This is a genomic window from Gluconacetobacter diazotrophicus PA1 5 (assembly GCF_000067045.1).
Taxonomy (GTDB): Bacteria; Pseudomonadota; Alphaproteobacteria; order Acetobacterales; family Acetobacteraceae; genus Gluconacetobacter; species Gluconacetobacter diazotrophicus.
The window spans coordinates 724,229-738,051 of record NC_010125.1 but is presented as its reverse complement, the minus strand read 5'-3'; the positions used below and the strand labels follow the sequence as shown (position 1 = coordinate 738,051).

The following is a 13,823-nucleotide window of genomic DNA, read 5'->3' as shown; positions in this document are numbered from 1 at the left end:
TAGCTCCAGCTTTGTTCCCTTTAGAGAGGTACGCGGCTACCGCCCGGCCGAATCGGCGGGTGACAAGTACCACGCGGTGGCCAAGTTCAACGTGGTGACCGGCGAGCAGAAGAAGGCCCCGCCGGGACCGCCCAGCTATACCTCGGTGTTCAGCCGCGAGCTGGTGCGCCGGGCGAAGCAGGACGACACCCTCGTCGCCGTCACCGACGACATGCCCTCGGGCACCGGGCTGGACGCCTTCGCCCGCGCCTGCCCCGACCGCTTCTTCGATGTCGGCATCGCCGAACAGCATGCGGTGACGTTCGCCACCGGCATGGGGACCGAAGGGCTGCTGCCGCATCTGCGCCATCTATTCCACCTTCCTGCAGCGCGCCTACGACCAGGTGATGCATGACGTGGTGCTGCAAAACCTGCCGGAGCGCTTCGCCATCGACCGCACCGGGCTGGTCGGTGCCGACCGCGCCACCCATGCCGGGGCGTTCGACATCAACTATCTGGGCTGCCTGCCGGGCATGACCATCTATGGCCCCCAGCGACGAGCTGGAACTGCTGCACATGACGGCGACCGCCTGCGCCTTCGATGCCGGGCCGATCGCCCTGCGCTACCCGCGCGGCAACGGGCTGGGCCTGGCGCTGCCCGAGGCCGGCGAGATCCTGGAGATCGGCCGCGGCCGCATCATCCGCGAGATGGGCCGCCAGTCGGGGCGCGAGACCGGCGGTATCGCCATCCTGTCGCTGGGCACCCGCCTGGCCGAGGTGCTGAAGGCCGCCGACATGCTGGCCGCCCAGGGGCTGGCCCCCACCGTCGCCGACGCCCGCTTCGCCAAGCCGCTGGATACCGCGCTGATCGAGAACCTGGCCCGCAACCACGCCGTGCTGCTGACCATCGAGGACGGCGCCGAGGGCGGTTTCGGCGCCTATGTCATGCACCACCTGGCCCGCACCGGGCTGCTGGACACCATCCGCTTCCGGCCCATGACCCTGCCGGACCGCTTCATCGACCACAACACCCAGGACGCCCAATACCACCAGGCCGGCCTGGACGCCCCAGCCATCGCCGCATGCGCCATGCAGGCCCTGGGGATCGAAAAGACCATGCCGCAACCCTTGCTAAAGGCGACAATCGGACAGAGATCATGAAGGTTATGCGAGTCCTGACCCATTCCCTCCCGCTGGCCTTCTGTGCCGGCCTGGCGGCGGCGACCATCGCCGCGCCCCTCTTCAGCCCCGTCGCGGCGCACGCCCAGTCCGCCGAGGCCGCCCCGGCCCCGGCCGCCGCGGTGACGGCCCCGGTCAGCGCGCTCTATGCCGCGCTGGGCCAGATCCAGGCCCCCCACAGCGGCAGCTTCGACCAGCGGGCGCAGCTTCTGGGTCCGGTCGTGGACAAGGTCTATGACCTGGAGACGGTGCTGCGCGCATCGGTGGGCCTGCGCTATGCCGGCCTGGCCGACGCGGACAAGCAGCAATTGCTGGGCGTGTTCCGCCAGTTCACCGTCGCGCGGTACATTTCCAGCTTCAAGCCGGGGGGCAACGCACGGTTCACCATCGACCCCACCCCGCGCCCGTCGCCGGTCGGCAGCGACCAGATCGTGACCACCCATATCGGCGCGGCCGACGATTCGGACCCCACCGAGATCGACTATGTCATGCGGTCGGGCCCGCAGGGCTGGCGCATCGTGGACGTCCTGCTGGAAGCCCATATCAGCCAGGTCGCGGCGCAGCGGTCCGATTTCAGTTCGACGCTCGCATCCGGGAATGTGCAGAACCTGATCTCCCTGCTACAGAGGAAGGTCAAGGCGTTCTCCGAGGGTTGATGACCCGCGGAGCCCACCTGTACCTGTGATCCACCCGGTGGCCGTGCGCGCCCGATTCCTGGGCGCCCAATCGCTGGTCACCTTGTCTGTGCCCCCGCTGCCGGAAAGATGATGTTCGCCTTGCACGCCCTTGCCTCACCCGCCGGTCTTGCCGCCCTTGTCGCGGCGGCCGGATGCGTGCAGGCGACGCTGGGGACCGCACTGGTCGCGCGATTCCGCTGGCGCGAACGCCATATTCCCCCGGACAGCACGCTGCCGCCGGTCACGATCCTGAAGCCGCTGCATGGCGACGAGCCGCTGCTGGAGGAGGCGCTGGAGAGTTTCTGCACCCAGGATTATCCCGGCATGCAGATCGTCTTCGGCGTGCAGGATGCCGGCGATCCGGCGATCGCGATCGTCAGGCGCCTGCGGGAACGCCATCCCGGCCTGGACATCGCCCTGGTGGTCGATCCCGCCGTCCATGGCGTCAACCGCAAGATCGGCAACCTGATCAACATGCTGCCCCGGGCCCGGCACGACGTGCTGGTCATCTCGGACTCCGACATCCACGTGGCGCCGGATTACCTGCGGCATGTCGTCCATGCGCTGGCGCGGCCGGGCGTGGGCCTGGCCACCACGCTGTATGCCGGCCTGCCGGCGACGCGCAGCCTGCCGCGCCTGCTGGCGGCATGCCAGATCAACCACAATTTCCTGCCCGGGGTCATGCTGTCGCGCTATCTGGGGCGGCAGGACTGCCTGGGCGCCACCATGGCCCTGCGGCGCGAGACGCTGGATGCGGTGGGCGGCCTGGCGGCGCTGGCACCGCATATCGCCGACGACGCCATGCTGGGCCGCCTGGTGCGCGAGCACGGGCTGCACATCGCCATCGCCCCCTGCATGACCTGGACCACGGTGGGCGAGCCGACCTTCAACGACGTCATGCTTCACGAACTGCGCTGGGGCCGGACGGTCAAGACGCTGGAGCCGGCGGGCTATGCCGCGTCCGCCATCCAGCTTCCGCTGTTCTGGGCGGCGGCTGCCGTCCTGCTGCAACCGCATGCGCGCTGGACCTGGGCGGTCTTCCTGACCGTCTGGGCGGTGCGGGCGGCCAGCGCCTTCCTGATGGACCGGCTGCTGGCGCAGCGCAGCCTGGTCCCGCTTCTGCTGCTGCCGCTACGCGACTGGCTTTCCGCCGCGATCATGGTCGGCAGCGTCAGCGGCACGCGTGTCGCGTGGCGTGGACAGACGATGCATATCGCGCCACATTCGGTTATGACGCCTCCATCCCATCCTGTCGTGCCGGGCGACTGACGCACCCCACACGACATAAGACAGACCAAGAATGGCGGCGCCGGACCGATGTCCCCCCGCCCGAGGATTTGCGTATCATGATGAGAACATTATTCCTGCAACCCCCTTCCTTCGACGGTTTCGATGGCGGCGCCGGGTCGCGCTACCAGGCCAAGCGGGAAATCCGGTCGTTCTGGTACCCGACCTGGCTGGCGCAGCCCGCCGCCATGGTCGAAGGCAGCCGCCTGATCGACGCGCCGCCGGCCCGGATGGGGATGGAGCCGATCCTGGAGGACGTGCGCAACCGCGACCTGGTCATCATGCATACCTCGACCCCGTCCTTCGCATCGGACGTGCGGGTCGCGCAGATGCTCAAGGACGCCAACCCGGCGCTGAAGATCGGCATGGTCGGCGCCAAGGTCGCCGTCCAGGCCGAGGAAAGCCTGCTGAAGGCCGCGCCGGTGGATTTCGTCGCCCGCAACGAATTCGACTTCACGATCAAGGAAATCGCTGAAGGCCGCCCGTTTGCCGAGGTCGACGGCATTTCGTGGCGCAACGAGGACGGCACGATCGTCCACAACCGCGACCGCGCCATGATCGAGAACATGGACAGCCTGCCCTTCGTGACCGAGGTCTACAAGCGGGACCTGAAGATCGAGGATTACTTCATCGGGTACCTGATGCACCCGTACATCTCGATCTATACCGGCCGTGGCTGCAAGTCGCATTGCACGTTCTGCCTGTGGCCGCAGACCGTGGGTGGCCATCGCTACCGCACCCGCAGCCCGGAACACGTGGCTGCCGAAATCCGGCTGGCGAAGCAGTATTTCCCGCAGGTCAAGGAATTCTTCTTCGACGACGACACCTTCACCGACGACCTGCCGCGCGCGGAAGCGATCGCGAAGGAACTGGGCAAGATGGGCGTCACCTGGTCGTGCAACGCCAAGGCCAACGTGCCGCGCAAGACGCTGGAAGTCCTGAAGGAAAACGGGCTGCGCCTGCTGCTGGTGGGGTATGAGAGCGGCAACCAGCAGATCCTGCACAACATCAAGAAGGGCATGCGGGTCGAGGTCGCGCGCGAGTTCACGAAGAACTGCCACGAACTGGGAATCAAGATCCACGGCACCTTCATCCTGGGCCTGCCCGGCGAGACCAAGGAGACGATCCAGGAGACGATCAGGTTCGCCACCGAGATCAATCCCCACACGCTGCAGGTCTCGCTGGCCGCGCCCTATCCCGGCACGTTCCTGCACAAGCAGGCGACCGAAAACGGCTGGCTGGACGAAAGCAACGCGGAACTGATCGACGAGAACGGCGTGCAGATGGCCCCCCTGCACTACCCGCATCTGTCGCACAGCGAAATCTTCAACGGCGTCGAGGAATTCTACCGGAAATTCTATTTCCGCGCGCCGAAGATCGCCTCGATCGTCGGCGAGATGGTGCGCAGCCCGCAGATGATGAAGCGCCGCCTGCGCGAGGGCGTGGAATTCTTCCAGTTCCTGCGCGACCGCCGCGCGGCCTGAGCCCACCCGCCGGGGCCCAGGCCCCGGCGGACTTTCCCCCGGCGACACCTATCCATGAAGCGTGTGATCGTATCCGCCGACGATTTCGGTCTGTCGGAAGAGGTCAACGAAGCCATCGAAATCGCCCATCGCGACGGGCTGCTGTCCACCGCCAGCCTGATGGTGGCGGGACCGGCGGTGGCGGACGCGGTGGCGCGGGCACGGCGCCTGCCGGGGCTACATGTCGGGCTGCACCTGGTGGTGATCGAAGGGCCGGCCATACTGCCGCCCGCCGAGATTCCGCTGCTGGTCGATTCCGCCGGGCAGTTTCCGTCCAACCAGATGGAACTGGGCGTCAATTATTTCTTCCGCCCCGATGTGCGCCGCCAGTTGGCCGCCGAGATCGAGGCGCAGTTCACCGCCTTCGCCCGCACGGGACTGAAGCTGGACCATGCCAACGCACACAAGCACATGCACCTGCACCCCACCGTGGGGCAGTACCTGATCCGCAGCGGGCTGCGCCATGGGCTGACGGCGGTACGGGTGCCGCTGGAACCGCCCGAACCGCTGATCGCCGCCGGCACGTACAGCGATTCGATGGGCGCCGCCGCCCTGCGCCGCTGGACCGGCCTGCTGCGCCATCAGGCGAACCGGGCCGGGCTGCGCACCAATGACTGGTGCTTCGGCATCGCCTGGAGCGGCCATATGACCACCGAGCGGATCGCCGCCCTGGCGGCGCACCTGCCCGAGGGATTGTCGGAAATCTATTTCCACCCGGCCACCGCGAAGAACGCGCTGCTGGAACGGCTGATGCCGACCTACGAGCACGCCGCCGAACTGGCGACGCTGTGCAGCCCGGGCTTTCGGGCCGGCCTGTCGCATTGCCACGCCATACCGACAAGCTGGTCGGCCTGAAAGCCGGGCTCTGCCCGGACCCGGCAGGGCCTGAGGCCCTGCACCCCAATCATTTGATAACAATCGGGTTTCCAAAGGGCGACTGCCCTTTGGCGGGGTTTGGGGCGGAGCCCCAAGCCTCCTTACAGGCTGCTCTTGACCCACTCCTTGAGCTGGCTCTTGGGCAGCGCCCCGACCTTGGTGGCCGCCGGCTGGCCGTTCTTGAACAGGATCAGGGTCGGGATGCCGCGCACGGCGTATTTGTTCGGCGTGCCGGGATTGTCGTCGATATTGACCTTGGCCACCGTCAGCTTGCCCTTGAACTCGGCGCCGATCTCGTCCAGCGCCGGGGCGATCATCTTGCAGGGGCCGCACCATTCGGCCCAGAAATCCACCAGAACGGGCCCTTCGGCCTTCAGGACATCGCTTTCGAAAGTGGCGTCGCTGACGGCCACGGTGTTTTCGCTCATCACATCACTCCTCGGGTTTCCGATGGCGGCTTCCGTCCGGACATGGCGCCGGACGGCCCGGTTATCAAGATTATGGTCCTTCGGGCGTCTGCCCGCCTGAGGCCTGACCCGGAGCATGATGTGCCAGAAGCGAATCGGGCAAGGGCATGATCCGGACGTCCTCGGTCCACACAAGGGTGCACCGAACAGGGCGATCGGGATAGAGGGCACCAAGCAGCGCGTGGTAGGACGCCATCTGGCGCAGGTACAGCACGGGCACCGATGCCGCGTCGTCCGGCGGCTGGCGGTTGGTCTTGAAATCGCACAGCAGCACGTCGCCGGGCCGCACCATCATGCGGTCGACCTGGCCGACGATCACCGCACCGCCGGCGATGCCGGCCAGGGGCTGCTCCGCGCGGCTGCCGGGTCCGAACAACGGCGCCATGGCCGGATCGTCCATCACCGCCAGCACCTGGGCGGCGATGCGTGCCTGTTCGGCGGCGTCCAGGCCATGCCCGGTACGCGACAGCCAGTCGCGCGCGACCCGGGCGCGATCGGCCGCCGGCCGGTCGGGCAGGTATTGCAGCAGCGCATGCACCAGTTGCCCCTTTCGCAGGGCCTGTTCGCGCGCGGCGGGGCGGCGGGCGCGTGCGATGGCCAGGGGGGAGCGCACGGCGGGCTGCGGGCCCAGCGGGGCATCGTCGGGGCGGCTGGGCACCAGCGGGCGCAGCAGCTTCGCCTCGGCGGAGGGCGGGGTGGCGATCCAGTCCGGCGCGCGGCCCATCCAGGCGGGTAGCGCCACGGCGGGGGGCTCGGGCCGGGATCGGGGCGCGGCGGGGGCGCCGGACAGGCGCGCGGGGGCTTCCTCCAGCACCAGGCGAGTGCCTTCCCACCCCAGGTCGAAGGGGCGTTCCTCGGCGCCGGCCTGTTCGAAGCCGCGACGGCAGAGCATGTACCAGCTTTCGTCCGTCACCATGCGCTTCTGCTGCCAGCCGCAGACCACCAGCCGGTCGCTGGCCCGGGTCAGGGCGACATAGAGCAGACGGTTATATTCCTCGATCGCGGCGGCGCGGATGGTCTGCTGCAGCGCGCGGGTCACGCCGATGCCCATTTCGGCGCGCGGCACCCACAGCGGCAGGTCCAGGCCGCTGGGCTGGTCCCGTGCCCAGACCAGGCCGCCGTCGAACTTCGCCGTGCCCACCGTGTCGGGCAGGATCACCAGCCGGGCCTGCAATCCCTTGGCGCCATGGGCGGTCATGACCCGCACCATGTCGGCCGCCGCGTCGGGTTCGCGCTTCACGGTTTCCTGCGACGCGCGCAGCCAGTGCAGGAACCCCTGCAGCGAGGCCGGATGCAGCGATTCGTAGCGCAGGGCCGCGGAGAGCAGTTCGTCCACCGGCTCGGCGGCCTCGGGACCCAGGCGGGCCAGCAGGCGGGCGCGGCCGCCCAGCGGCCCCAGCGCCTCGGACAGCAATCCGTAGGGCGAGGCGTAATCGACGCGGCGGAACAGCGCATCCAGCATCGTCCAGGCCGCGCGCCAGTCCGGCCGTTCGGCATGGCGGTCGCGCAGCACGGCCCAGAGCGGCCGGTCGCCGCGTCCGACCGCCAGGTCCATCACCCCGTCATCCGACACCCCGCCCAGTGGCGAGGTCAGCACGCAGGCCAGCGTCAGGTCGTCCTGCGGCAGCAGCAGCGCGTCGCACAGCGCCATCAGGTCCTGCACCGCCACCTGGTCCACCAGGCCGGTGCGCACCAGCGTCGCCACCGGAACGTCCTGCGTCTTCAGCGCGCGGATCAGGGCCCGCACGAAATTGGAGCGCCGGGGCACCAGCACCAGCACGTCGCCCGGCGTCAGCGGGGCCTGCCCGGGTTCGGGCGGGCGGCGCAATTCCGCCACGATCCAGGCGGCCAGGGAATCGGCCAGGCGCTGGGCGGCGGTGGATTGCCCGGCATTCTCGCGCGGGGCCGCCCACGGGTTGGCGTCCTCGCCGGCCTCGTCGATCGGGGTCAGCGGCCAGAGTTCGACCCGCCCGCCCTGCCCCGGCCGGGCGGAGAGATGGCCGGGCACGCCCCCGCCCGGCTCGACCAGTCCGCGCGCGGCGTCGGGCAGGGAAAAGACGCTGTCCACCAGGCGCAGCACCGGCGCGGTGGAGCGGAAGGACACGGTCAGCGCCGGTTCCTTCCACATCCTGCCCGCATCCTCGACCTGGCGGCGGAAGCGCTGGCGCCAATGGCGGAAGGCGGCGGGATCGGCCCCCTGGAAGGAATAGATGGACTGCTTGTAGTCGCCGACCGCGAACAGGGTGCGCGGCGGGGCGCCGTCATCATGCGCGCCCGCCCCGGCGAAGAATTCCGAGGTCAGGCCGCCCGCGATCGCCCACTGGTCGGGCGAGGTGTCCTGCACCTCGTCCAGCAGCAGGTGGTCGATGCCACCATCGAGCTTGTACAGCACCCAGGCCGCGCCCGGGTCCTTCAGCAGGTCCAGGGTCCGTTCGATCAGGTCGTCGTAATCGACCAGGCCGCGCCCGCGCTTGCGCTCGCCATAGCGATGCAGCACCGGCACCGCGACATCCAGCAGGGCCTGGCTGACGCGCAGGATGGCGATGGCCCGGCATTCCTCGTCCACCGCGATGATCCGCTCGGCCTCGGCCAGCAAGGGCGTCGCCGATCTGCGGCTGCGTTTCGTCGAATTTCGCGTGGGCCGCCCCGGCGGCGCGGTTCGCCGTCCTGCTTCACAGGGCCGCGCGCCACGCGTCCATTGCGCGGCGCGGGCGTCCGGCGCCAGGGCCATCCAGTCCAGCATCGCGACGGCCTTGGCGCGAACGGCGGTCGAGGCCTGTTCGGCCACGATACGCAGCATCCCGCGCAGCCGCTCCTCGTCCGGGACGGCGCAGGCGGCGCGGCGCACCGCGTCCGCATCGCGGCCGCGCGTGCCCAGCACGCGCATCAGCGCGGCCTCGATCGCGGCGCGGTCCTGCTCCAGCGCCGTGATGACCGGCTGCAACTGCCGCAGCCGGGCCTGCAATCCGCCGATCAGGGCGGCGAAATCCCCGGCACCGATCTGGCTGGCCAGGATCGCGACCGCCGGCCCGCCGCCGCCGACCACGGCTTCGACGGATTCGCCCATGGCGATGCGGGCATCCGTGTCCTCGACCAGGGTGAAATGCGGGCTGATCGCGGCCTCGACCGGAAAGCGCCGCAACAGGGACTGGCAGAAGGCATGGATGGTGCCGATCCGCATTCCGCCCGGCAAGTCCAGCACGCGGGCGAACATTCGCGTGCCGCGCGGCGTGTCGCCTCGCACGGCGGGACCGACAGGAAGGCCAGTTCCCGGTCCAGGGACGCGTCGGGCAGCGTTACCCAACTCCCCAGCCGGCTTCTGCAGGCGGATCGCCATTTCCGCCGCCGCCGCCTTGGTGAAGGTCAGGCACTGGATTGCGCGCCGGGTCCGCCCCCGCAAGCAGGTCCCCCGCCCCGTCCCCCCTCGCGTGGGCGCGGGGCGCGGCAGCATCAGCCGCAGCAGCCGGTCGATCAGCAGCTTGGTCTTGCCGCTGCCCGCCGAGGCCGAGACGAAGACCGACGCCCCCGGGTCCGAGGCCTCGCCCTGCCTGGCGTTGGCCAGGCCGATCGCATCCAGCGGGTTCATGATCCGGCCTCGTCGCGCGCGGCACTCCATTCCGCGACCCGGGCTAGGCGGGCGTAATCGGCGAAGCGCGGCCCTTCCTCCGGGTGGGGGTGCGACAGGTAGGGCTGGGCGGGATCGTCATACATCGCGATCAGCCCGCGCAGATTGTCCCAGGACGCGGCGATCAGGTCGTCCAGTTCCTGGCCGGTCGCCACCGGCAGGTCCTCGCCGGCTTCCGGGCCGCCGGTCAGCCGCCAGTAGAGCAGTTCCCGCGCCCGCCCGGCCAGTTCGGCCCCGAAGGCGCCGCGTTCGGCCATCGCGGCCTCCAGCACCAGTTGCGAGGACCAGCCGGCGAAGACGCTCTTGCGGCGCGGCAGGGTGCCGGTCTTGTAGTCGATCAGGGTCAGGCCCCCGTCCCCGTTGCGGTCGATCCGGTCCGCGCGGCCGCGCAGGACGAACGGGCCGCCGGGCAGGCCGGACAGTTCCACCGTTCCCGACCGTTCGGTCCGGGTCACGACGGCACCGGCCTGGCCCGAGGCACGGGCGGCCTCGGCCTGGACCACCCAGGCCGCGATCCGCGCCAGGCGCGGCGCCCACCAGGCGGCCAGCGCCGGACGCAGGCGGGCGGCCGCCAGTTCCTCGGCGAAGGTCGCGCGCAACCCGGCCTCGCCCGCCGCCGATCGCCTCTCGACCGGCTGGCGGAACCAGCGGTCCAGCGCCGCATGGACGATCGTGCCGTAGTCGGCGGCGTCCGCCGGTTCCTCGATCTCCTTCAGCCGGCGCAGGCCCAGGATATGGCGCGCATGGATGGCATAGGGGTCGCGCATCCAGGTTTCGATCTCGGTGATGGTCAGGGCGCGCGGCCGGGCGGCCAGGGGCGGGCGGGGCCGTGGCGGGGCGACCGGGCGGGGCGCATCCACCGGCCGGTCCAGCCGCGACAGCCAGGACAGGGCCGGGTGCGCGGCCAGCGCCTGGTCCCGTCCCGCCAGGAAGGCATCCAGCCGCACCAGCCAGCGCGCGGGCACGGTGGGCGCGCCGTCGCGCCGGCCGGGGACCGACAGCACGACCCGCGGGGCGGCGCAGGCGCAGGCGACGAAATCATGCGCCGCCTGCCCGATCGCGCGTTCCGGCGAGGGCAGACCCACGCGGGCACGCATCGGACGGCTCATCCACGGGCCGGGATCGGTCGCGGGGGGCCATACGGTTTCGACCAGCGCACCCAGCACCATCGTCTCGACAGCCTGCAGCCGGGCTTCCATCAGGCCCCAGATGAAGATGCGCGGATGCAGCGCCGTGGCGTCCCGTCCGCGCAGGCCGCGCCGCGAACGCACGGTCTGGCCAGCCATCGAGGCCGCCAGCAGGCCATCCAGGATCGTCGCCCCCTGCGCCGGCAGCACGTCGCAGAACGCGATCAGCGCGGCCAGGTGCTGGCCCAGCGCGTTGCCGTCCTCGCCCGCCCACAGGCGGTCCGCCCCGGCCCGGTCGTCGGTGGTGGCCAGTGCCTCGGCGGCTTCGACCAGGCCGGCCAGCAGGTCGGCGACCGGCCCCGGGGCCGGCGCCGCGACCAGGGTCAGCAGCGGCGCCAGGCATCGTTCTACCCGGTCGACGAACCCGGCCAGGTCCTCGGGCGCGTCGGGCCGGTCGGCCAGTGCGCCATGCGCGTCGTCGCGCGCCACGGCCAGGCGATCGCGCAGCCCGTCGATTCCGGGCCGAGGCGCCGGTCCGCGCAGCAGCGCGCGTTCCAGCAGGCGGGCCGAGGCACGGCAGGCCCCGGGCGACAGGCCGCAGGCCGCCAGCGGATGTTTCAGCAGCGACAGCAGGGCGACGGGCGACAATCCGCCGGTCGCGGCCTGCACCACCAGGCGCAGGAAGATCGCGGGCGGGGTGGCCCCCAGCGGTTCGCCGGCGCTGTCGTCCGCCACCACGCCCCAGCGCGCCAGTTCCACCGCGACCCGGCCGGCCAGGCCCCGGTCGGGCGTCACCAGGGCGGCGCGATGCCCCGGTTCCGCGATCGCCTGGCGCAGCAGCAGCGCGATGGCCGCCGCTTCCTCCTGCTGGTCGGCGGCGCGCAGGACCGACAGTCCGTCCATCGCGACCGGCGTGGTGTCCCGCAGCCATTCGCCCAATGCCGCCGCCGGCAGCAGGGCACGGGCCAGTACCGCGCCCCGGTCCACCGGGCAGGCGGCACCCGCGTCACCCGAACCTGCGTCACCGGACGGATCGCCCCATTGCGCCAGGTCGGCGCGGTTCCGGCCCACGCCCGCCAACAGCCGGGCGATGCCGGCCTGCGGGTGGCCGTCCGGCAGAGCGGTCCACGTCGCCTCGTCCAGCGAGAGATCGACACCGGGCAGCACCAGCCGCCCGCCCGGCATAGCCAGCACCGCGTCCAGCACGGCCAGGACCGACGGCATGGCGTCGGTGAAGCCCACGGCCCACAGCCGCTCGCCGCCCGGCAGGGGAGAGGCGTGCCACCGCCGGGCCTGGGCGTGCAGCAGGGCGACCTGCCGGGCGGCGGGATTCATGACCCCCTCCTCGGCCAGCCAGGCGGGCCAGATCCCGGTCACGATCGACAGGAAACGCAGGGTCAGGTGCCAATGTTCGGCGAAATCGCCCTCGGCCGCCGCCGGCAGGCGCTCCGCCAGATCGCATTCCGCCCATTCGGCATCGTCCATCAGGTCCGCCAGGGCCTGGGCCAGCGGCCAGGCCTGGTCGATGGTGCGGACATCGCCGAAGGCATCGCCGGCCTGCAGGATCAGACGCGTCAACGTCGCCAGCCGGCGCAGCGGTTCGACGGCGGGCGGCAGGTCCAGCGCCTCCTGCCCCGACAGGGCCAGGGCGGATTCGTCCAGGCTGCCGATGGGGGCGATGCGCGGCAGCAGCATGGGCCGGCCATCGGCATGGCGCAGGAAGGCCTCGGTCAAGGCGCGGGCGGCGCGGCGGCTGGGCAGCAGAATCAGCCCGTCGCCGCTGCGCTGCGGATCGTCCGCGATTTCGGCCATCCACCGGGTCGCGACCGCGTCCAGGAAAGGCACATGCGGCGGGATGGTGACGACATCGCTCATACGACGACGTCCTGGTCCGTTCCGTAGGGATCGCGTGCCATCCGCAGGGCGCGCGTCGCGGCGGGCAGGTCCTCGGGCCGCGACAGGTGGCACCAGACGGAATCATGCACGATGCCGTACAGCCGTCCGCGCGCGATCGCCGCGTCCCACAGCAGGTTCAGGCTGAACGCCCCGGACGGGGCCGCGGCGAACAGCGCCGGGCCGGCGATCTGCACGCCGGTGAAGACATAGGGCGTCACCGCCCCCGATGCCGGACGATGCAACAGGCCGCCGGACTCCAGCACGAAATCGCCCCGCCCGACCTCGCCCACCGCCAGGCTGGTCCGTGCCAGCAGCAACAGTGCATCCATGCGCGCGGGATCGAACGCATCCGCCAGCCGGCGCAGGGCGGGAACCGGACCGTTCAGCCAGATCGAATCGCCGTTCAGCAGGAAGAACGGGCCGTCCCCCAGCGCGCCGTCGCGCAGGGCCGCGCCGGCGCTGCCGCCGGTTTCAATCAGCGCATCCTCGCGCCGGAGGGTGACGCGCGGTCCCTGCCCGGTTCCGGCGCGCGCCTGCATGGACTCCGCTACCCGGTCGGCCTGCCAGCAGGCATTCACCACCGCCTCGGCCACGCCGGCCGCCTCCAGCCGGTCCAGCACATGGTCCAGGACGCTGCGCCCGTCCACCGTCAGCAGAGGCTTGGCCGTCCGGTCGGTCAGCGGGCGCATCCGCCCGCCCAGCCCGGCGGCGAACATCATGGCCCGGGCCGGCATCGGAATGCTCATGGCGCCGGCACCGGCCGGTCGGCCCAGCCCGTGAGGCACGCGCGGCGCGCGCCGTCCTCCAGCACCTCCAGGTCGATCCGCAGGGCGTCGGCGGGCGCCAGCGCGCCCAGCCGGTCGGGCCATTCGACCAGCACGATCCCCTCGCACGCATCGTCCCAGCCCAGTTCGTGCACGGCGTCGGGCCCGGACAGGCGCCACAGGTCGAAATGCGCGATCGGGCCCCGTGGCGTGTCATAGACCTGGACCAGCGTGTAGGAGGGGCTGGGCACCTCCATGTCCGGATCCGCGCAGGCGGCGCGCAGGAAGGCGCGGGAAAACACGCTCTTGCCCGCGCCCAGCACGCCGGACAGCAGGATCGCGTCGCCCGGTGTCGCGACGGACGCGATACGCCGCGCCAGGTCCTCGGTCGCCTCCTGTGTGGGCAGCATGACGGATTGGGCT

The 13,823-nt window shown here is 71.0% G+C and carries 9 protein-coding genes and 1 pseudogene; 5 read left to right on the top strand and 5 right to left on the bottom strand.

Features of this window, described 5'->3' with window-relative positions; all coding sequences use genetic code 11:
• Positions 1 to 34: 34 nt before the first annotated feature.
• From GDI_RS20565 to hpnK, 5 genes and pseudogenes are all read left to right on the top strand, one after another.
• Positions 35 to 1,140, top strand: a pseudogene (locus GDI_RS20565) (transketolase C-terminal domain-containing protein); the annotation flags it as partial.
• Positions 1,137 to 1,814: an ABC transporter substrate-binding protein gene (locus GDI_RS03430; protein WP_012223344.1), complete on the top strand. Its 678-nt coding sequence runs from the start codon at positions 1,137 to 1,139 to the stop codon at positions 1,812 to 1,814. The pseudogene GDI_RS20565 and the gene GDI_RS03430, both read left to right, overlap by 4 nt.
• A 111-nt stretch (positions 1,815 to 1,925) precedes the next feature.
• Positions 1,926 to 3,104 carry a bacteriohopanetetrol glucosamine biosynthesis glycosyltransferase HpnI gene (hpnI, locus tag GDI_RS03425; protein ID WP_041249659.1) on the top strand — a complete coding sequence of 393 codons (1,179 nt, stop codon included), beginning with the start codon at positions 1,926 to 1,928 and terminating at the stop codon, positions 3,102 to 3,104.
• A 77-nt stretch (positions 3,105 to 3,181) separates the two neighbouring features.
• Entirely contained in the window at positions 3,182 to 4,606 is a 1,425-nt protein-coding gene (gene hpnJ, locus GDI_RS03420; RefSeq protein WP_012553695.1) for a hopanoid biosynthesis associated radical SAM protein HpnJ, read from the top strand.
• A gap of 54 nt (positions 4,607 to 4,660) precedes the next feature.
• Entirely contained in the window at positions 4,661 to 5,500 is an 840-nt protein-coding gene (hpnK, locus tag GDI_RS03415) for a hopanoid biosynthesis-associated protein HpnK (RefSeq protein ID WP_012223336.1), read from the top strand.
• 122 nt (positions 5,501 to 5,622) lie between these two features.
• Here the strand turns inward: hpnK and trxA are convergent, their stop codons facing one another.
• From trxA to tsaE, 5 genes are all read right to left on the bottom strand, one after another.
• A complete protein-coding gene (trxA, locus tag GDI_RS03410) occupies positions 5,623 to 5,949 on the bottom strand; it encodes a thioredoxin TrxA (RefSeq protein WP_012223335.1) in 327 nt (108 codons plus the stop codon).
• A 70-nt stretch (positions 5,950 to 6,019) separates the two neighbouring features.
• Complete coding sequence (gene addA, locus GDI_RS03405) at positions 6,020 to 9,574, bottom strand: double-strand break repair helicase AddA (RefSeq protein WP_012223334.1); 3,555 nt, start codon at positions 9,572 to 9,574, stop codon at positions 6,020 to 6,022.
• Positions 9,571 to 12,615, bottom strand: a complete 3,045-nt coding sequence (addB, locus tag GDI_RS03400) for a double-strand break repair protein AddB (RefSeq protein WP_012223333.1) — start codon at positions 12,613 to 12,615, stop codon at positions 9,571 to 9,573. The genes addA and addB overlap by 4 nt, the downstream gene beginning before the upstream one ends.
• A complete protein-coding gene (locus GDI_RS03395; protein WP_012223331.1) occupies positions 12,612 to 13,382 on the bottom strand; it encodes a nucleotidyltransferase family protein in 771 nt (256 codons plus the stop codon). Before GDI_RS03395 ends, addB begins: the two co-directional genes overlap by 4 nt.
• Positions 13,379 to 13,810 carry a tRNA (adenosine(37)-N6)-threonylcarbamoyltransferase complex ATPase subunit type 1 TsaE gene (gene tsaE / locus GDI_RS03390; protein ID WP_231854207.1) on the bottom strand — a complete coding sequence of 144 codons (432 nt, stop codon included), beginning with the start codon at positions 13,808 to 13,810 and terminating at the stop codon, positions 13,379 to 13,381. The genes GDI_RS03395 and tsaE overlap by 4 nt, the downstream gene beginning before the upstream one ends.
• Positions 13,811 to 13,823 lie beyond the last annotated feature (13 nt).

Coding starts and splice junctions, on each gene's coding strand:
- hpnJ (WP_012553695.1), top strand. CDS start 3,182: ATGATGAGAACATTATTCCTGCAACCCCCTTCCTTCGACGGTTTCGAT.
- GDI_RS03430 (WP_012223344.1), top strand. CDS start 1,137: ATGAAGGTTATGCGAGTCCTGACCCATTCCCTCCCGCTGGCCTTCTGT.
- addB (WP_012223333.1), bottom strand. CDS start 12,615: ATGAGCGATGTCGTCACCATCCCGCCGCATGTGCCTTTCCTGGACGCG.
- addA (WP_012223334.1), bottom strand. CDS start 9,574: ATGAACCCGCTGGATGCGATCGGCCTGGCCAACGCCAGGCAGGGCGAG.
- tsaE (WP_231854207.1), bottom strand. CDS start 13,810: ATGCTGCCCACACAGGAGGCGACCGAGGACCTGGCGCGGCGTATCGCG.
- trxA (WP_012223335.1), bottom strand. CDS start 5,949: ATGAGCGAAAACACCGTGGCCGTCAGCGACGCCACTTTCGAAAGCGAT.
- GDI_RS03395 (WP_012223331.1), bottom strand. CDS start 13,382: ATGAGCATTCCGATGCCGGCCCGGGCCATGATGTTCGCCGCCGGGCTG.
- hpnI (WP_041249659.1), top strand. CDS start 1,926: ATGTTCGCCTTGCACGCCCTTGCCTCACCCGCCGGTCTTGCCGCCCTT.
- hpnK (WP_012223336.1), top strand. CDS start 4,661: ATGAAGCGTGTGATCGTATCCGCCGACGATTTCGGTCTGTCGGAAGAG.